Below are 17,355 nucleotides of genomic sequence, written 5' to 3' on the forward strand. Positions count from 1 at the left end.
GCACCGCCTCGACCCGGGGCGCGAACCATGGAGACGCAGATGACCATCAACCTTCGCAAGACCGCCATCGCCGCGCTGGCCGCCCTGTCGCTGGTGCCCGCGGCCGCCGCCCCGGCCCATGCGCTCGGAAAGAAGGACAAGGCCTTCATCGCGGGTGCCGCCACCGCTGCCGTGGCCGGCGTGGTGATGCAGAACATGCGCGCCAACGGCCAGTGGCCCTTCGCCCAGCAGCAGCCGCGCTACGCCGCACCGCCGGCCCAGCCGCAGTATTACGTCCAGCCCCGCGCGACCTACGCCACGACCGCGCCGCGCCCGGTGACCTACCAGCCGCGCTACGTCGCCCCCAGCGTCCACTCCACCCCGGCCGCGCAGGCGTTCCGCGAGCTTTCGCCCCAGATGCGGCGCGAGGTGCAGATCTCGCTCGCCCGCTACGGCTATTACTCGGGCTCGATCGACGGCGCCTGGGGTCCCGGCACCTCGTCGGCCGTCGAGGCCTACGCGCGCGCCAGCGGCCGTTCAGGCCAGCTCGGCAGCATCGCCGGGGCCTACAGCGTCATGGACAGCCTCGGGGGCTGAACCGGATTTCACGAAAGACCTTTTCAGCAAGAGTTTCAGAACGACAGAAGCCCCGGCGATCCGCCGGGGCTTCATTTTGAACGGTCGCTGCGGACAGGCGCCGGATCAGACGGCCTTGAGCAGCGCCTCGGTCAGGTCGGTCCGCTCCCACGAGAAGCCGCCGTCTTCCTCGGGCGCGCGGCCGAAGTGGCCATAGGCCGAGGTCCGTGCATAGATCGGACGGCAGAGGTTCAGATGCTCGCGGATGCCCCGCGGGGTCAGGTCCATGCACTCGGCCACGGCCTTCTCGATCTGCGCCGCATCCACCTGGCCCGTGCCATGGGTGTCCACATAGATCGACAGCGGCTTGGCCACGCCGATGGCGTAGGAGACCTGCAGCGTGCAGCGATCCGCCAGCCCCGCCGCGACCACGTTCTTCGCCAGATAGCGCGCGGCGTAGGCGGCCGAACGGTCCACCTTGGTCGGGTCCTTGCCCGAGAAGGCGCCGCCGCCGTGGGGTGCGGCGCCGCCGTAGGTGTCCACGATGATCTTGCGCCCCGTCAGGCCCGCGTCGCCGTCCGGCCCGCCGATCACGAAGGTGCCGGTCGGGTTCACCCACCATTCGGTGGCCTCGGTGATCCAGCCCTCGGGCAGGACCTCGCGGATGTAGGGCTCGACGATGGCGCGGATGTCGGCCGAGGTCTGCTCTTCATGGGCGTGCTGGGTCGAGAGCACGATCGAGCGCACCTCGACGGGTTTGCCGTCCTCGTAGCGCAGCGAGAGCTGCGACTTGGCGTCCGGGCGCAGGTCGGGCTCCTGCCCGGACTTCCGCACCTCGGCCAAGCGGCGCAGGATGGCATGGGCATACTGGATCGGTGCCGGCATCAGCTCGGGCGTCTCGCGGCAGGCATAGCCGAACATGATGCCCTGATCGCCGGCACCGTCCTTGTCCACGCCCTGCGCGATATGGGCGGACTGGCGGTGCAGGAAGTTCTGCACCTCGATCGTGCGCCAGTGGAACTCCTGCTGCTCGTAGCCGATGTCCTTCACGCAATCGCGGACGATCCCGTCCACGCGCCCCATGAACTCGTCCAGCTTCTGGGGATCGGACAGGCCGACCTCGCCCCCGACAACGACACGTCCGGTCGTGGCGAAGGTTTCGCAGGCGACGCGGGCGTTGGGCTCCTCGGCCAGGAAGGCATCGAGGACGGCATCCGACACGCGATCGCACAGCTTGTCGGGGTGACCTTCCGAGACCGACTCGGAGGTGAAGACGTAGTTCATGCGGGACATGGAAAGTGCTCCGTTGGGGTTATCCCCGCCACGCCAGGAAGCCGTTGTGACGGTTGCCACCCGCGCTACACCCCGCGGGGGAGCCGGGTCAAGCGCGGTGAGGGCCGCGGGTCGCGAAGAGAAGGCCGCAAAGGGCAAAGAGACATGCCAGAAGCGGCAATTCTCCCAAGCGCGAGAAGGGCGTAGCCGGAAACGCCCCCGGCAGTGCGACATCTTTGTATCCCGCCTCGCCCAGCGGCAGTTCGGCCAGCACCCGCCCCCGCGCATCGATCAGGGCCGAAACGCCTGTGTTGGCCACGCGGGCCAGCGGCAGCCCCATCTCGATCGCCCGGAGGCGCGTCTGGGCCAGATGCTGATAGGGCCCGTTGAAGGTGCCGAACCAGGCGTCGTTCGTGATCTGGAGGATCCAGTCCGGCCGCTCCGCGGTGCGCAGATCCTGCGGGAAGACCGCCTCGTAGCAGATCAGCGGCAGCGCCTTGCCAAGTCCGGGACCAAGATCGAGCACCTGGGGCCCCTCGCCCGCGGAATAGCCGAACCCCTCCTGCGCCGCAAAGGCGCGGATGCCGAAGAGGTCGAACATCCGGTCGCCCATGGGAACATACTCTCCGAAGGGCGCGAGATGGTGCTTGTCATAGAGGCCCGCGATCCGCCCGTCGGGCGCGACCACCGCCAGGCTGTTCCAGAAGCGCCAGCCCTCGCCGCGCTGGATGCCCACCACGACCGTCGCCCCCCGGCCTGCGGCCGCGATCTCGCTCAGGATGCCCGGAGAGCGGTCGAGCAGATAAGGGACCGAGGTTTCGGGCCAGATCACCAGGTCCGGGCGCGGGCCCTCGGAACTCAGGGCCAGCAGGCGGCCGAAATGGGTGGCGGCCAGATCCGGGTCCCACTTCATGCGCTGCTCGGCGTTGGGCTGCACAAGGCGCAGGACCGGCCCGGCGGGGGCCGGCTCGGGCAGGGACAGGCGCCAGAGCCCGAAGCCCGAAGCCGCCGCCAGAAGGGCCGCCGAAAGACCAAGGCCCCGCCACCGCAGCGCGACCGGCAGCGCCGCGGCAAGCGTGGTCAGAAGCGTGAGGCCCGAGGGACCGACGAGGCTTGCCACCTGCGCCGGCCAGGCGCCGACCCAGACATGGCCGATCAGCGCCCAGGGAAAGCCGGTCAGCACATAGCCGCGCGCCAATTCCACCGCGGCGAGGGCCGTGGCAAAGGCCACCGGCCGCCGCCAGCCGGGCGCGACATGGGACAACCAGCCCGCCAGCCCCCAGAAAAGCGCCAGCCCGAAGGCCATCAGCACCAGCGCGAAGGGCGCCATCCAGCCATAGGTCTCGACGTCGATGAGGAACGGCTCGACGATCCAGCTGAGCGCGAAGGCGAAATGACCCGCCCCGCCGAACAGGGCGATCAGCGCCGCCTGCTGGCGACTTGCGGCTCCTGCGACGAGGGCCACGAGGCCTGCCAGCGCGGGCAGCGCGAGCCACCACAGGCCGAAGGGCGCCTGTCCGCTGGCCAGCACCAGACCCGCCCCGGCGGCAAGGCCGAGGCGCGCACCGTAGGGGCGGCATTGAGCGAGCGCGATCATCCGGTCTCCGGTTGGCTGGAGACGTGGGTGCCCCGGACGCCTTCCGCCGTCAAGGGCTCCCCCGTCGCGAGCGCGTGATCGCGCATTGTGGTCGGGGGACCCGCCTCCCGCGTCCCCGGCAACGGTTCAGCCGGAAGGAAGCGGCTGTTCCGCCCTGGGGCGCGCCCCGGCCGTAGTGGTGGCATGGCCCGGCAGACGCACGCGCAGACGCTTGATCTTGCGGGCGTCCGCGTCGATCACCTCGAACTCGGCGCCGCTTTCGTCCGGGACGATCTCGCCACGGACCGGCACGCGGCCGGTGCGCAGGAAGACGAGCCCGCCCAGCGTATCGATCTCTTCGTCCTCCTCGTCGCGGCGCAGGCGCAGGCCGATCTCGGCCTCGAACTCGTCGAGCGGCGCGCGCGACTGCGCCATGTAGATCCCCGGCTTCTCGAGGGTCCAGAGCGGGCCTTCGGCCTCGTCATGTTCATCCTCGATCTCGCCGATCACCGTCTCGATCAGGTCCTCGATCGTCACGAGCCCGTCCACGCCGCCGTATTCGTCGATCACCAGCGCCATGTGAACCCGCTCGCGCTGCATCTTCTGCAGCAGGACGCCGATGGGCATCGAGGGCGGCGCATAGAGCAGCGGCCGCAGCATGGACCGGAGGCTGAACTCGCCGCCGCCGTTGAACCCGTGCTGCAGCGCAAGATCCTTGAGCAGAACCAGACCCAGCGGCTGGTCGAGTGTCTCGCGATAGACCGGCAGGCGCGAGAAGCCATGCTCGCGGAACACCGCGACCAGATCCTCCTTGCCGAGATCGACGGGCACCGCCACGATCTCCACCTTGGGAATCGCCACATCGTCCACACGCAGGCGGCGAAGGTTGGCAATGCCGGGAAGGGTCAGGCTGCTCTGCGCGATGGCGAATGCCCGGTCCTCTGGAGACAGGGCGCCATTTCCACCCTCGGCGGGCGCAAAGGCACTGAAAAGTCGGCCGAAAAGGCCCTTTGGCCCAGGTTCCGCCTGGTCGTCTTCCGTCTGGTCGGGCGCGCTCTGCGCTGCCATAGACCCGTCGCCGCTACTGTCCATCTGTCCTTTCCGAATGGCCGCGCCCGATCCGGCGCAAGATCAATATGGGTCTGGGACCCCCAGCCCCGCAAGTATTCTCGTCTCGGTGGCTTCCATGAGGTCGGCATCCGCCTCCTCGACATGGTCATAGCCCAGCAGATGCAGGATGCCATGAACAAGCAGATGCGTCACATGGTCCGGGACGGGCTTGCCCTGCTCGGCCGCCTCGCGCGCGCAGGTTTCGTAGGCGATCGCGATGTCGCCAAGATGCTCGGGATCCTCGGGCTCGCCGGGTTCGGGCGGCTCGGGCGCAAGGCCGGCCTCGTCCGAGGCGCGCTCTCCCGACGGCCAGGAGAGGACGTTGGTCGGCTTGCCCTTCTGGCGGAAGGTGCCGTTCAGGTCGGCGATCCGGGCGTCGTCGCAGCCCATCACCGCCAGGCTGAACCCCTCCGGACGCAGGTCGAGCCCGGCAAAGGTCGCCTCGGCGGCGCGGGTGGCGAGCGCGGGGAGGTCAAGCTCCTCCCAACGCCCGTCTTCGATCACTGTATCAACCAGAGGCTCCATCTTCGGCCTCATACGCCTCGATGATGCGGGCCACAAGCGGGTGCCGCACCACGTCCTTCGCCGAGAAGTAGTTGAAGGACACGCCCCGCACCGTCTTCAGCACCCGCTCGGCGTCGGCCAGCCCCGAGGCCATGCCCCTCGGCAGGTCGATCTGGGTGCGGTCGCCGGTCACGACCATGCGGCTGCCCTCGCCCAGACGGGTAAGGAACATCTTCATCTGCATGGTGGTGGCGTTCTGCGCCTCATCCAGCACCACGAAGGCGTTCGACAGCGTGCGTCCCCGCATGAAGGCCAGCGGCGCGATCTCGATCCGCTTCTCCTCCATCAGCTTCTGCAGCTGCTTTTGCGGCAGGAAGTCGTTCAGCGCATCGTAAAGCGGCTGCATGTAGGGATCGATCTTCTCCTTCATGTCGCCGGGCAGGAAGCCCAGCCGCTCGCCCGCCTCGACCGCGGGACGCGACAGGATGATGCGATCGACCACGCCGCCGATCAGCATGGTCACGCCCACCGCGACGGCGAGATAGGTCTTGCCAGTGCCCGCAGGCCCGATGCCGAAGGCCAGCTCATGGTCGAAGAGGTTCGCCACATAGGCCTTCTGCGCCTCGGTCCGGGGCTCGACCGGCTTCTTCCGGGTGCGGATCTCGTATTTTCCCGGAGTGAAAAGTTCGATCTGCTCGCCCTGCGCCGCGTCGGGGGCCGGGCGGCCCAGCCGGATGGCGCCGTCGATGTCGCCCGCCACCAGACCACGACCCGCTTCCAGCCGGGCGTAGAGCGCGCGCAGGACGCCCGCCGCCTGATCCCTCGCCTCCCTGTCGCCAATCACCGCGAGCCGGTTGCCCCGGCGCAGGATATGCACTCCCATCTGGTGTTCGATCTGCGCGAGGTTGCGGTCATATTCGCCGCAGAGATCGATCAGCAAACGGTTGTCCGGGAATTCGAGAAGCGTTTCCACGACATCCTCGGAACGGGTCGGGGGGGTCAGCGCGCTGATGCCCAAAGACATCTCCTTGTGCTGGAGGGCAATGAAACAAGAGTGGGGTCGCAACCTCTTCAAGGCAAGAAAATAGGTGACGAAACCACAAATTCTTGTGACGCTCTCACGGAAGGACCCAAGAAATGAACAAGGCCGCGGGCGATGCCGCGGCCCCGTTCGAAGCTGTTTCCCGAAGGTGCCTCAGACGCCGAGCCGCTCTCCGGCCAGCGAGTTCGGGCCGCTTGCGGTGATGCGCACCCGCACGAGATCGCCGGGGCGTGCGCCGGGATCCTCGACATGCACCGCATGGAGATAGTCGGACTTGCCGACCATCTGGCCCGGCAACCGGCCCGCCTTCTCGTAGAGGACTCCCAGTTCGTGCCCCACCATCGCCGCCTGCGCGGCGCGCTGCTGTTCGCCCAACAGCGCCTGCAGGGTCTGAAGTCGCGCGTCGCACAGCTCGGCCGGCAGTTCCGGCTTCTCGGCGGCCGGCGTTCCGGGCCGCGCGGAATATTTGAACGAGAAAGCGGAACCGAAGCCGACGGCGCGGATCAGGGCCAGCGTCGCCTCGAAATCGGCGTCCGTCTCGCCCGGAAAACCAACGATGAAATCCGAGGTCAGCAGGATGTCGGGGCGCGCGGCACGGATCCGCTCGACCAGCCGCAGATACTGCTCGGCCGTATGCTTGCGGTTCATGGCCTTGAGGATCCGGTCGGACCCGGACTGCACCGGCAGGTGAAGGTAGGGCATGAGCTTGGGCTCCTGCCCATGGGCCTCGATCAGATCGTCGGCCATGTCGTTGGGATGCGAGGTCGTGTAGCGCAGCCGCTCGAGCCCGTCGATGCGCGCAAGCTCGCGGATGAGCCCGCCGAGACCCCGGCCGTCGTTCGACCAGGCGTTGACGTTCTGGCCCAGCAGCGTGATCTCGCGCACACCCTTCTCGACCAGCGCGCGGGCCTCGCCCATCAGCCGCGCGAAGGGCCGGCTGACTTCGGCGCCCCGGGTGTAGGGCACGACGCAGAAGGCGCAGAACTTGTCGCACCCCTCCTGCACGGTCAGGAAGGCGGTGGGGCCGCGCGTCGCCTTGCGCTCGGGCAGATGGTCGAACTTGTCCTCTTCGGGGAAGTCGGTGTCGATCACGCGCGCCCCGCCTTCGGTGCGCTCCAGCATGTCCGGCAGTCGGTGGTAGCTCTGCGGCCCCACCACCAGATCGACGAGCGGCATCCGGCGCAGGATCTCTTCACCCTCGGCCTGCGCCACGCAGCCGGCCACGCCGATCTTGAGATCCGGCCGCGCCACTTTCAGCGGGCGGAGGCGGCCCAGATCCGAATAGACCTTCTCGGCGGCCTTCTCGCGGATGTGACAGGTGTTCAGGAGAACCATGTCCGCCTCTTCGGCGACCTCGGTCAGCACATAGCCCTTGGCCCCCAGCGCCTCGGCCATGCGCTCGCTGTCATAGACGTTCATCTGACAGCCGTAGGTCTTGATGAAGAGCTTGCGGGATTCGGACATGGATGCGTCCCCCTTTCGATGAGGGCGCGTCTTAACCGGAATCGCACGCGTCTTGCAATCGGTACGGCCTGCGAAGCCCGCCTAGTGCCCCGACGGCGGCCCCCGGACCAGATCCCAGACCGCGAGGAGCAGCGTCGCCGCGATCACCAGCCCCAGATCAAGCCGCGGCACCTTCATCACGAGAATGCCGAGAAAGCCCGCGAGCACGACAAGCGCGAGGAGCGGCAGGAGGCGTCGGGTCATGGTCCGGTCTCCGATGGGGTTGGGGAGAGGCGCGCGGCCAGCCAGCGGGCGGTGCGCAGAAGCCGCGCGTCGCCCCCGCGCGGACCGACGAGCTGCGCGCCCATCGGCAGCCCCTCGGACGAGGCAAAGAGCGGCAGGGTGATGGCGGGAAGGCCACAGAGCGTCCAGAGGCCGTTGAAGATCGCGTCTCCGGTCGTCTCGCGGCCCGGAGCCGGGCCGGGCGCGGCCGGACAGAGGATCGCGTCGCAGCGGTGGAAGATCGGCGCAAGCCCGGCCAGAAGATCGGACCGGGCGTCGAGCGCGCGAAGATAGTCCGTGGCCGGGATCGCGCGCCCCTCGGCCAGCGCCTCGCGCAGCAGCGGCGACAGAGGCGCTTGCGCCTCCAGATCCGCGTAGTGGTGCGCCATCTCGGCCAGGTTGATCCGGAGCCGGAGGTCGGCCGCCGCGCCGAACGAGGCGGGCAGGTCCAGCGCGATGCAGTCGCGCCCCAGCAGCGATGCCAGCTCTTCCATGGCGAGGCGCATCTCCTCGGAGGCGGCCTCCCAGCCCGGAGGCCGGACGAAGGCCAGCGTCGGCGCCACCGGCGGAAGGCTGGCGGCGGTGTCGGGCAGCCGCGGGGCGGGCATGGGCTCGCTTGCCGGATCGGCGGGATCGTGGCCCGCCAGCGCCTCGGCCAGCAGCGCCACATCCTCGACGCTGCGTCCGAAGACCCCCATCGTGTCGAGGCTTGGCGACTGGCTGAGGACGCCGGTCCGCGGAACAAGGCCGAAGCTCGGCTTGAAGCCGGTGATGCCGCAGAAGGCGGCGGGCCGGATGACCGAGCCGCCGGTCTGGGTGCCGATGGCAAGCGGCACCATCCCCGCGGCCACGGCGGCCGCCGACCCCGAGGAAGAGCCGCCGGGTGTCCGCGCCGGATCGTGCGGATTGCGTGTGGCGGGCGGCTCGAGAAAGGCCGCCTCGGCGGTTGCGGTCTTGCCGATCAGGATCGCGCCCGCCGCCCTCAGCCGCGCTACCACGAAGGCATCGGCCTGCGCCACGCGCCCGGCCCGGTCGGCGAGGCCGTGGCCGGTGGGCATCCCGCGGACGTCGATCACATCCTTCACCCCCACCGGCAGCCCGTGGAGCGGCCCGATCGGGGCGCCGCTCAGGCGCCGGGCATCGAGCGCGCGGGCCTGGGCCAGCGCGTGCGCGCCGTCAAGGAAGGCCCAGGCCCGGACATCCGGCTCGCGCGCGGCGATCCGGGCGAGACAGGCCTCGACCAGCTCCACCGCCCGCAGCGCGCCACTGGCCAGCCGGTCGCGCAGCTCGGTCGCGGGCAGCGCGAGAAGCGTGCTCGTGGGATCAGCGTGCCCCATAGACATACTCCGGAAGAGCAAAGACAATCTGCGGATAGAGATACATCAGCGCCATGCAGAGGAAGACCATGCCGACATAGGGGATCGAGCCTGCGAAGATCTGCGTCAGCTGCACCTGAGGGGGCGCGATACCCTTCAGGTAATAGGCCGACATCGCCATGGGAGGTGTCAGGAACGAGGTCTGCAGGTTCAGCGCGACCAGCACGCCGAAGAACAGCGGGTCGATCTCGAAGATCCTCAGCAGCGGCAGGAAGATCGGCACGAAGATGATGATGATCTCGGACCATTCCAGCGGCCAGCCGAGGATGAAGATGATGAGCTGCGCCAGGATGAGGAACTGGAACGGCGTGAGGTTCAGCCCGCCCACGAAGTCGGCGATGAGATGCTCGCCGCCAAGGTAGGAGAAGACCGCCGAGAAGGTGTAGGAGCCGACAAAGAGCCAGCAGACCATCGCCGTCGTCCGCACCGTCAGATAGACGCTCTCGCGCAGGCGCTCGAAGGTCATGGCGCGGTAGGCGACGGCCAGCAGCATCCCCCCCAGCGCGCCGATCGAGGCCGCCTCGGTGGGGGTGGCCAGCCCGAAGAGGATCGAGCCCAGCACCGAGAAGATCAGCACCGCCAAGGGAAAGAACGAGGTCGCCAGCATCCACAGAAGCTGACCCATCGGCACGTCGGGCACCTCGGCCTTCGACGGCCGCGGCGCCACGCTCGGCTGCAGGATCGAACGGCCGATGATATAGACGAGGTAGAGCCCGACCAGCGTCAGCCCCGGCAACAGCGCCGCCGCATAGAGCCGCACGATCGACACGCCCGAGGCCGCCGCATAGACGATCAGCATGATCGAGGGCGGGATCAGGATGCCCAGCGTTCCGCCGGCACAGATGATGCCCGAGGCGAAGGACTGGTCGTAGCGGGCCCTCAGCATGGCGGGCAGCGCCAGCAGCCCCATCAGCGTCACCACCGCCCCCACGATCCCCGTCGCGGTGGCAAAGAGCGCGCAGGTGATCAGCGCCGCCACCCCCATCGAGCCGGGGATGCTCTTGGCGGCGATGTTCAGCGTGGTGAACAGCCGGTCCACGATGTTCGCCCGCTCGACGATGTAGCCCATGAACAGGAACAGCGGGATCGCCGTCAGAACCTCGTTCGACATGACCGTATAGGTCTGGTTGATGAAGAGGTCGAAGATCCGGTTGTTGAAGAAGCCTTCGATCCAGGTGGTGAATGCGGTCCAGCCGTCCGCTTCCTCGCCGAGCCGGTTGAAGGCCCGCCACATGCGCCCCGGATCGAAATAGGCGTAGTAGCCAAAGCCGATGCCGAGGGCCATGAGGGTGAAGGCGATGGGAAAGCCGAGGAATACCAGAGAAATGAAGATGCCCAGCATCATAAGGGCGACTTGGGGGTCGGTCACTCGGCCGTCTCCAGGATGATGGGATGAAGCGGGCTGGTCCGGTTCAGGTCAGGCGCAGGGACTTGGGCTTTCACTGCCGCGCGGGCACGCACGGGGGCGCCGCCTGCCGCGCGTTCACGCGCGAGGGCGCCGCTCATGTCGCCTCTCCGCCGTGGTTGCGCGCGAGGGCGGACTCGGTCTCCTCTACATCCTCCTCGCCCGACAGCCAGTAGCCGTCGCGCAGGCAGATGATGCAGCGGCAGACCTGGGCCAGCCCCTGGATGAAGAGCAAAAGCCCCGCCGCCACCAGCACGGACTTGAACTGGTAGATCGGGATGCCCGCGGGGCTGTTCACGCTCACCTCGCCATAGCCCCAGGACCGGGCGGAATATTTCCAGCCCGACAGGATCAGCGCGGTGATGCCCGGAAAGAAGAAGAGGATGTAGAGCACGAGATCCACCGCCGCCTGCGTGCGCGGACGCCACATGCGGTAGAGGAAGTCGCCCCGCACATGGCCGTTGCGCGACAGCGTGTAGGCGCCGCCCATCATGAAGAGCGTGCCATACATGATGAAGGACACGTCGAGCGACCAGGGCGTCGGCGCGTTGAAGGCATAGCGGACGAGAACCTCGTAGCTGACGCCGAGGGTCATGAGGACGACAAGCCAGCCGAAGGCATGACCGAAGGCCGCCGACAGCCGGTCGGCAAAGCGGATGAAGGCGCGCATGGGGTCTCCCGCAGGAAGGGGCCCCGGGACCGCCCCCGGGGCCGGATCGCGTCAGAGCTGGAGCTTGCCGGGGAAGTAGTGCTCGTAGGCCAGCCGCAGGTCGGCCTCGTTCATCAGCTCGTAATAGCTGACCTGCTCGACCCAGGCGCGCTGGCTGTCGAGGACCTTCTTGAAGAAGGCATCGCCCTCCAGATCGGTGATCAGCTTGTCCCACGCCTCGAGCTGGCCCGAGAGGATCTCGGTCGGTGTGCGGCGCACCTGCACCCCGTTCTCCGAGGCAAGCGCCGCGAGGTCGGCCGAATACTGGCGCAGCGCCAGCGCGGTGTTCGAGGTCGAGGCCGCCTCGACCGCATATTTCAGGATCGCCTGCAGGTCGGGCTCCAGATCCTCGTAGAAGTCGCGGTTGAAGGTGTATTCGAAGCTCTCGGACGCCTGATGGTAGGACGAGAGATAGTAGTTCTTCGCCACATCCTGCGCGCCGAAGCGGCGATCGGACGAGGGGTTGTTGAACTCGAAGGCGTCGATGACGCCGCGCTCCATCGCGGGCACGATCTCGCCGCCCGGAAGCTGGGCCACCGACATGCCCATCGCCTGCAGAAGGTCGGCGGCAAGGCCCACCGTGCGGTACTTGAAGCCCTGGATGTCGGCCACGCCGTTGACCTCGGACTTGAACCAGCCAAACGGCTGGGCGGGCATCGGAAAGCCGTAGAAGCCCACGATGTTCATGCCCAGGATGTCCTGCGTCAACTCGCGGTAAAGATCCTGCCCGCCGCCTTGGTAGAACCAGCCGAGCATGGTCGTGGCCGAGCCGCCGAAGACCGGGCCGGTGCCGAAGAACGAGGCCGCCTTGGACTTGCCATACCAGTAGGCCGAAACGGAGTGCGATGCGTCGATCACCCCGTCATGCACGGCGTCCATCACCTGAAAGGCGCCGACCACGGCACCGGCCGGCAGCAGGTCCACCCTGAGCCGACCGCCCGACATCTCTTCCACCCGCGTGACATATTCGCGAGCGAAATCCATCCAGATGTCCGAGGCGGGCCAGGATGTCTGCATCTTCATCACGATCGGAGACTGCCCCAGCACCGCCGGCGCGGCGAGCATGGATCCCGCAGCGGCGCCTCCGGCCAGGGCGCCGGTGCGCAGGAAAGAGCGGCGGGAATGGGCCGCCTTCTTCTCGATAGCCGTCATGTCATTCCTCCCAGTTGGCCGCACCCTCCCAAGCGCAGCCTTCGAAGTGTTGCCCGCAAGGAATGACATTTCAACAATTTCCGGCGGCCCTCGTCGTTTCGGATGAGGTGACGCTACGGAAACCGGCGCCGGCCGCGGCCCCCGAACCACCGTGACAGGGCCCCGATGGCCCCCTCTGCAACCGGAGCGGCAGTTTCCCGGCGACCGCGCCGCCGCGGGGGCCGCCTCACTGGTGGCGCAGCGCCTCGATCGGGTCGAGCCGGGCCGCCCGACGCGCCGGAAAATAGCCGAAGATCACCCCCACCAACGCCGAGAAGCCGAAGGCGAGCAGCACGACCAGCGGGTCCGGCGTGAAGGGGATCAGCATGTAGCGCGAGGCCGCGAAGGCGAGACCGAGACCCGCGGCAATGCCGATCATGCCCCCAAGCACCGACAGCACGACCGCCTCGACAAGGAACTGGGTGAGCACCTGCCCCGCCGTGGCCCCCACCGCGAGGCGGATGCCGATCTCGCGCGTGCGTTCGGTGACCGACACGAGCATGATGTTCATGATGCCGATGCCGCCCACCAGCAGGCTCACGGCCGCCACCGACGACAGCAGCCCCGCAAGCACCGTGTTGATGGAGGTCAGCATCGACGCGATCTCCTTCATGTCGGTGACCGAGAAATTCTCCTCGTCGCCCGGCCCGATGCGGCGCCTCTCGCGCAGGAGGGCGCTGATCTCGCGGATGCCGCGGGTGGCCGAGACGCCCTCCTGCAACGCGATCGACATGCCCGAGACATCCTGATCGCCCGCGAGCCTGCGCTGCACGGTGCGGATCGGCATCAGCACGAGATCGTCCTGATCCTGCCCGAACGAGCCCGCGCCCTTCGCCTGCAGAAGGCCCACCACCTCGCACGAGATCGACCGGATCCGCACCGTCCGTCCAAGCGGATCGGCCACCCCGAAGAGCTTCTGGCGCACCGTGTCGCCCAGGATGCAGACGGCGGCGCCCTGCCGTTCCTCGGCCGGGGTGAAGGCCCGCCCGCTGTCGAGCACCCAGTTCGCCACGGTCAGATAGTCGCTCGTGGTGCCGGTGATCGAGGTGGTGGCGTTGGCGTTGCCATAGACCACGGTCTGGCCCGACGACGTGTTGGGCGCGACCGAGCGGATGACGGGCAACTCCTGCAGGGCCTCGACATCGCGCAGCGTGAAGGCGGGCGAGGTGTCCCGCGTGCCCGGCCCCATCATCCGCTTGCCCGGCCGCACGATCAGCACGTTGGTCCCGAGGCTCGCCACATTGGCCGAGACCTGCGCCGACGAGCCCTGCCCCACCGTCACCATGGCGATGACCGCGGCGACTCCGATCACCACGCCAAGGACGGTCAGGAACGACCGCAGCTTGTTCCTGACGATGGCGATGAACGCGAGGCGGATCGTCTCCCACAGCATCTCAGGCCCTCGCCCTGACCGGTTCGTCGCGCGCAAGACGCCCGTCGGCGAAGGTGACGAGACGGCCGGCATAGGCCGCGATATCCTCCTCGTGGGTGACCATGACGATGGTGATCCCTTCGCGGTTGAGCGCCTGCATCAGCTGCATGATCTCGTGGCTGCGGTGGCTGTCGAGGTTGCCGGTGGGCTCGTCGGCGAGGATGACCATCGGCTCGCCTGCAAGCGCCCGCGCAATGGCGACCCGCTGCTGCTGCCCACCCGAGAGCTGCGAGGGATCGTGATGCTCGCGCCCCCCCAGCCCCACCCGCTCAAGCGCCGCACGGGCCTTCTCGATCCTCTCGGCGCGGGGGATGCCCTTGTAGATCAGCGGCAGCTCGACATTCTCGAGCGCGGTGGTGCGGGACAGCAGGTTGAAGCCCTGAAAGACGAAGCCGAGGAAATGCCGCCGGAGCAGCGCCCGACCGTCGCGGTCAAGGCCCGAGACATCCGTGCCCTCGAACAGGTAGCGCCCCGAGGTGGGCCGGTCGAGGCAGCCGATGATGTTCATCGCCGTGGACTTGCCCGAGCCCGACGGCCCCATGATCGCCACGAACTCGCCGCGCCCGATGCGCAGGTCCACCCCGTCGAGCGCCCGCACCTCGGCCTCTCCCTCGCCGTAGCGGCGGCCAATGCGCTCAAGCTCGATCAGCGGAACGGAGGTCATCAGCCGGCCTCGCGCTGGTCGGTGATCACAGCATCGCCCTCGGCCAGCTCGCCACCCCGGATCTCGGTGCGCCGCCCGTCGGTCTCGCCGGTCTCGACCGTCACCGCCTGCGGCGCGCCGCCGCGCAGCACCCAGACACTCGGGCCGCCATCGGTCGCCGGACCGGACGAGGGCCCCGGAGGGCGCGGCATGATGAGGCCCAGGAGCCCGCCTCCGCGGTTGCCGCCCTGCCCGCCCGGGCTGGGCGTGGCCGGTGGGACGAAGCGCAGCGCCGCGTTCGGCACGAGCAACGCCTCCGCCACATCCGCCACCGTGATGGTGGCCGTGGCCGTCATGCCCGGCCGCAGCAGCCGGTCGCTGTTGTCCACCGACAGGATCGCCTTGTAGGTCACGACGCCCTCCGTCGTCTCGGGCGCATAGCGCACCTGCACGATCTCGGCCTTGAAGCTGCGGGCGGGGAAGGCATCGACCCGGAAGGTCGCGCGGTTGCCCACCCGCACGCGCCCGATGTCGGCCTCGTCGATATCGACGCGCAACTCCATCCGGTTCAGATCCTCGGCCAGGGTAAAGAGCACCGGCGTGTTGAGCGAGGAGGCCACGATCTGCCCGGTCTCGGCCGCCCGGTCGAGCACGATCCCCTTGATCGGCGAACGGATCACCGACTTGGCCAGATCCACCCGCTGCACATCGAGGCTGGCGCGGGCCAGCGTGAGGTCGGCCTCGGCGATCTTCACCTCGGCGATGGCGCGGTGATTGGCGGCCTCGCTCGCGATCAGGTCGAGATGGGATGCGATCCCGCGCTGGTCGAGCGCCGAGCGCGAGCGGTAATTCTCGGCCGCCTCGCGCGCCGTGGCCCGAGCCTGCTCGAGCCGCCCCTCCGCGGCCTCGAGCGAGGCCTCGGCATTGGCCACCTGCGCCCTCAGCCGTGTGTCGTCGAGCCGCGCCAGCGCCTGCCCCACCTCGACCTCGTCGTTGTAATCCACCTCGACCGCGGCAATCGTGCCCGAAAGCTCCGAGGACACCTCGACCTGCGTCGTGGGCTGGACGGTGCCCGTCGCCGTCACGGTCACGGTCAGAGCGCCCCGCCCCACGGGCTCGGTGACATAGGCGACGGCCGTTCCCGCACCCTGCCGTGCGGCCCAGACCGCGGCCGCCCCCGCCAGCAGCACCAGCGCCAGCAGCGGCCAGATCCACCACCTGTTGCGGCGGCGCCTGTTGAGGATGCGGGCCAGTTCGTCACTCTTGTCGCTCATCAATCCTTCTCCGGCGATCCTCCGCCACATTTTCTGCATAGGCGAGCCGCCGACGGAAGGGTTTGCGCCAGATCATGCCCCGCACATCGGTCTGCCCCCGCCTGTCGCGCCGGACCCGCCCCGCATCAAGCAGATAGCCCCATTACGGCCGGCCTCGGGCATTCCGTCCGTCGCAGCCCTCACATGCCCGTGAGGTCCGCTCGGCCGTTTGCGCGGCCCCGGCGTCTCAGGCATGCGCGCCGGGAAGGCACCGGCCCCTTCCGGTGCCCGCGCGATGGGCAGCCCGAGGCCGGTCCGGCGCAGCTGCCGGGAGGTCGCGTCGCATGGTCAAACCTTTCGGAAAGGAGCAGTGCTGCAGACTGGGCCGCCGAGTCCCGGTCGGGCAAGCAGAGGACGGCACGACGCTTGCACGGGCCCGGCGGAGACAGCCGCGAGAGGCGTGACAGGACGATGAAGCTGTTGGTTTACACGGGGCCTCGCGGCCCGGTGCCCGAAAACCGGATGGAGTTCGTGCGCAAGATCCGTCAGGCGCTCAGCATGCGCGACTGCGCCATCGCGGCCGAGGATGCCCATGCCGCCTGGAGCGCCTATTCCGCCTCTGCCGGCTGGCCATGGGTGCGGGTCCCGGAAGACACCTACGAGGTTCTGTCGCGCATCCGCCCCCACCTGCGCCCCGGAACGGCGGCTCCCCGCTAGTCCCGACCGTTCATCGCGGCGCTTTTCCGGCGCCAACCTGTCCGAATGTCCTGCGAGCAGCCTCTTCAGGAACTTCCGCGCATCGATGCAGTTGTGCGCGGTAGCCGAATGGCACTTGACAGAATATGCATTCGAAAGGACAGAAAATGATTCGCAGCAAGACGATCTGGCTTTCCGCGGCGGCCGCGCTGCTGGCCGGCGCCGCCTCGGCCCAGGTGCAGGAAGCTCGTCCCATCACGGATCTGAACCTCCGCTCCGGCCCCGGCTCGAACTACACGATCGTGGGTGTTGCGCCGCTGGATGCGCTGGTCATGGTCGAGGGCTGCGTCGAAGGTGCCAGCTGGTGCCGCGTGAACTACGAGGGCACCTCGGGCTGGGCTGCGGGCAACTATCTCGCCATGTCGATCGAGGAGACCGCCGTGCCGCTGGCCTCGGGCGATCCGCGCGTGACCTATGAGACCATGACCTATGAAGAGGACAACGACGGCGCCAGCGTGCTGGCGGGCGGTGCCGCCGGTGCGGCCTCGGGCGCGGCGATCGGCGGACCCGCGGGCGCGCTGATCGGCGGTGTGCTCGGCATGGCGGGCGGCGACGCGCTCGATCCGCCCGACCGCACGACCGTCACCTATGTGCAGGAGCATCCGGTCGAGCCGATCTGGCTCGAGGGCGAGGTTGTGACCGGCGCGGCCATTCCCGACACGGTCACCCTGACGCCCATCCCGGAGAGCACCTACTCCTACAGCTATGTCAACGGCGTCCCGGTCATCGTCGAGCCGCAGCAGCGCCAGATCATCCACATCATCCGCTGAGCCAAGGTCGGAGGACGCCGGGCGGGTCATCCGCCC

Annotated in this window: 18 protein-coding genes and 1 riboswitch; of the genes, 3 read left to right on the forward strand and 15 right to left on the reverse strand. The window is 68.6% G+C overall.

The genetic code is table 11. From position 1 onward, the window contains the following. The first annotated feature begins 39 nt into the window (after positions 1-39). Positions 40-576: a peptidoglycan-binding protein gene (locus FG154_RS13230; protein WP_145108705.1), complete on the forward strand. Its 537-nt coding sequence runs from the start codon at positions 40-42 to the stop codon at positions 574-576. A 105-nt stretch (positions 577-681) separates the two neighbouring features. On the opposite strand, the gene metK is transcribed toward FG154_RS13230, so the two are convergent. The 15 genes from metK to FG154_RS13300 all read right to left on the reverse strand — a co-directional run bounded on the left by metK (position 682) and on the right by FG154_RS13300 (position 15,814). Continuing rightward, positions 682-1,848 (reverse strand): methionine adenosyltransferase, encoded by a 1,167-nt coding sequence (gene metK, locus FG154_RS13235; protein WP_011910754.1) that lies wholly within the window; start codon positions 1,846-1,848, stop codon positions 682-684. Between the two features lie 6 nt (positions 1,849-1,854). Beyond that, positions 1,855-1,904, reverse strand: a riboswitch (SAM-SAH riboswitch). A gap of 32 nt (positions 1,905-1,936) precedes the next feature. Next, entirely contained in the window at positions 1,937-3,424 is a 1,488-nt protein-coding gene (lnt, locus tag FG154_RS13240; protein WP_145108708.1) for an apolipoprotein N-acyltransferase, read from the reverse strand. Positions 3,425-3,550: 126 nt separating this feature from the next. Next, a complete protein-coding gene (locus FG154_RS13245; RefSeq protein ID WP_145108711.1) occupies positions 3,551-4,495 on the reverse strand; it encodes a hemolysin family protein in 945 nt (314 codons plus the stop codon). 39 nt (positions 4,496-4,534) lie between these two features. Continuing rightward, entirely contained in the window at positions 4,535-5,038 is a 504-nt protein-coding gene (ybeY, locus tag FG154_RS13250) for an rRNA maturation RNase YbeY (RefSeq protein WP_145108714.1), read from the reverse strand. Next, positions 5,022-6,041, reverse strand: coding sequence for a PhoH family protein (locus FG154_RS13255; RefSeq protein WP_186312360.1), 1,020 nt, complete (start codon positions 6,039-6,041; stop codon positions 5,022-5,024). Before FG154_RS13255 ends, ybeY begins: the two co-directional genes overlap by 17 nt. A gap of 171 nt (positions 6,042-6,212) precedes the next feature. Then, positions 6,213-7,523 carry a tRNA (N6-isopentenyl adenosine(37)-C2)-methylthiotransferase MiaB gene (gene miaB / locus FG154_RS13260; protein WP_145108718.1) on the reverse strand — a complete coding sequence of 437 codons (1,311 nt, stop codon included), beginning with the start codon at positions 7,521-7,523 and terminating at the stop codon, positions 6,213-6,215. A gap of 81 nt (positions 7,524-7,604) precedes the next feature. Next, complete coding sequence (locus FG154_RS13265; RefSeq protein WP_145108721.1) at positions 7,605-7,766, reverse strand: hypothetical protein; 162 nt, start codon at positions 7,764-7,766, stop codon at positions 7,605-7,607. Next, positions 7,763-9,121, reverse strand: a complete 1,359-nt coding sequence (locus FG154_RS13270) for an amidase (RefSeq protein WP_145108724.1) — start codon at positions 9,119-9,121, stop codon at positions 7,763-7,765. The genes FG154_RS13265 and FG154_RS13270 overlap by 4 nt, the downstream gene beginning before the upstream one ends. After that, a complete protein-coding gene (locus FG154_RS13275) occupies positions 9,108-10,529 on the reverse strand; it encodes a TRAP transporter large permease (protein ID WP_145108727.1) in 1,422 nt (473 codons plus the stop codon). The genes FG154_RS13270 and FG154_RS13275 overlap by 14 nt, the downstream gene beginning before the upstream one ends. Next, positions 10,526-10,666 (reverse strand): hypothetical protein, encoded by a 141-nt coding sequence (locus tag FG154_RS21060; RefSeq protein ID WP_186312361.1) that lies wholly within the window; start codon positions 10,664-10,666, stop codon positions 10,526-10,528. The genes FG154_RS13275 and FG154_RS21060 overlap by 4 nt, the downstream gene beginning before the upstream one ends. Continuing rightward, positions 10,663-11,235, reverse strand: coding sequence for a TRAP transporter small permease subunit (locus tag FG154_RS13280; RefSeq protein WP_145108730.1), 573 nt, complete (start codon positions 11,233-11,235; stop codon positions 10,663-10,665). Before FG154_RS13280 ends, FG154_RS21060 begins: the two co-directional genes overlap by 4 nt. 51 nt (positions 11,236-11,286) lie before the next feature. After that, positions 11,287-12,426, reverse strand: coding sequence for a TRAP transporter substrate-binding protein (locus FG154_RS13285; RefSeq protein ID WP_145108733.1), 1,140 nt, complete (start codon positions 12,424-12,426; stop codon positions 11,287-11,289). A gap of 226 nt (positions 12,427-12,652) precedes the next feature. Then, positions 12,653-13,858 (reverse strand): ABC transporter permease, encoded by a 1,206-nt coding sequence (locus FG154_RS13290; RefSeq protein WP_145108736.1) that lies wholly within the window; start codon positions 13,856-13,858, stop codon positions 12,653-12,655. A 1-nt stretch (position 13,859) separates the two neighbouring features. Beyond that, positions 13,860-14,561, reverse strand: a complete 702-nt coding sequence (locus FG154_RS13295) for an ABC transporter ATP-binding protein (RefSeq protein WP_145108739.1) — start codon at positions 14,559-14,561, stop codon at positions 13,860-13,862. After that, positions 14,561-15,814, reverse strand: coding sequence for an efflux RND transporter periplasmic adaptor subunit (locus tag FG154_RS13300; RefSeq protein ID WP_186312362.1), 1,254 nt, complete (start codon positions 15,812-15,814; stop codon positions 14,561-14,563). The genes FG154_RS13295 and FG154_RS13300 overlap by 1 nt, the downstream gene beginning before the upstream one ends. 450 nt (positions 15,815-16,264) lie before the next feature. Between FG154_RS13300 and FG154_RS13305 the strand changes: the two genes are divergently transcribed. Both FG154_RS13305 and FG154_RS13310 read left to right on the forward strand, forming a co-directional pair. Beyond that, a complete protein-coding gene (locus FG154_RS13305; protein ID WP_145108742.1) occupies positions 16,265-16,510 on the forward strand; it encodes a hypothetical protein in 246 nt (81 codons plus the stop codon). A 146-nt stretch (positions 16,511-16,656) separates the two neighbouring features. After that, positions 16,657-17,319, forward strand: coding sequence for a DUF1236 domain-containing protein (locus FG154_RS13310; protein WP_145108745.1), 663 nt, complete (start codon positions 16,657-16,659; stop codon positions 17,317-17,319). Positions 17,320-17,355 lie beyond the last annotated feature (36 nt).

It is taken from the genome of Cereibacter sediminicola (assembly GCF_007668225.1).
GTDB lineage: Bacteria > Pseudomonadota > Alphaproteobacteria > Rhodobacterales > Rhodobacteraceae > Cereibacter_A > Cereibacter_A azotoformans.

Coding starts and splice junctions, on each gene's coding strand:
- FG154_RS13295 (WP_145108739.1), bottom strand. CDS start 14,561: ATGACCTCCGTTCCGCTGATCGAGCTTGAGCGCATTGGCCGCCGCTAC.
- miaB (WP_145108718.1), bottom strand. CDS start 7,523: ATGTCCGAATCCCGCAAGCTCTTCATCAAGACCTACGGCTGTCAGATG.
- FG154_RS13255 (WP_186312360.1), bottom strand. CDS start 6,041: ATGTCTTTGGGCATCAGCGCGCTGACCCCCCCGACCCGTTCCGAGGAT.
- FG154_RS13285 (WP_145108733.1), bottom strand. CDS start 12,426: ATGACGGCTATCGAGAAGAAGGCGGCCCATTCCCGCCGCTCTTTCCTG.
- ybeY (WP_145108714.1), bottom strand. CDS start 5,038: ATGGAGCCTCTGGTTGATACAGTGATCGAAGACGGGCGTTGGGAGGAG.
- FG154_RS13230 (WP_145108705.1), top strand. CDS start 40: ATGACCATCAACCTTCGCAAGACCGCCATCGCCGCGCTGGCCGCCCTG.
- FG154_RS13290 (WP_145108736.1), bottom strand. CDS start 13,858: ATGCTGTGGGAGACGATCCGCCTCGCGTTCATCGCCATCGTCAGGAAC.
- FG154_RS21060 (WP_186312361.1), bottom strand. CDS start 10,666: ATGAGCGGCGCCCTCGCGCGTGAACGCGCGGCAGGCGGCGCCCCCGTG.
- FG154_RS13280 (WP_145108730.1), bottom strand. CDS start 11,235: ATGCGCGCCTTCATCCGCTTTGCCGACCGGCTGTCGGCGGCCTTCGGT.
- metK (WP_011910754.1), bottom strand. CDS start 1,848: ATGTCCCGCATGAACTACGTCTTCACCTCCGAGTCGGTCTCGGAAGGT.
- FG154_RS13265 (WP_145108721.1), bottom strand. CDS start 7,766: ATGACCCGACGCCTCCTGCCGCTCCTCGCGCTTGTCGTGCTCGCGGGC.
- lnt (WP_145108708.1), bottom strand. CDS start 3,424: ATGATCGCGCTCGCTCAATGCCGCCCCTACGGTGCGCGCCTCGGCCTT.
- FG154_RS13310 (WP_145108745.1), top strand. CDS start 16,657: ATGATTCGCAGCAAGACGATCTGGCTTTCCGCGGCGGCCGCGCTGCTG.
- FG154_RS13270 (WP_145108724.1), bottom strand. CDS start 9,121: ATGGGGCACGCTGATCCCACGAGCACGCTTCTCGCGCTGCCCGCGACC.
- FG154_RS13300 (WP_186312362.1), bottom strand. CDS start 15,814: ATGAGCGACAAGAGTGACGAACTGGCCCGCATCCTCAACAGGCGCCGC.
- FG154_RS13245 (WP_145108711.1), bottom strand. CDS start 4,495: ATGGACAGTAGCGGCGACGGGTCTATGGCAGCGCAGAGCGCGCCCGAC.
- FG154_RS13305 (WP_145108742.1), top strand. CDS start 16,265: ATGAAGCTGTTGGTTTACACGGGGCCTCGCGGCCCGGTGCCCGAAAAC.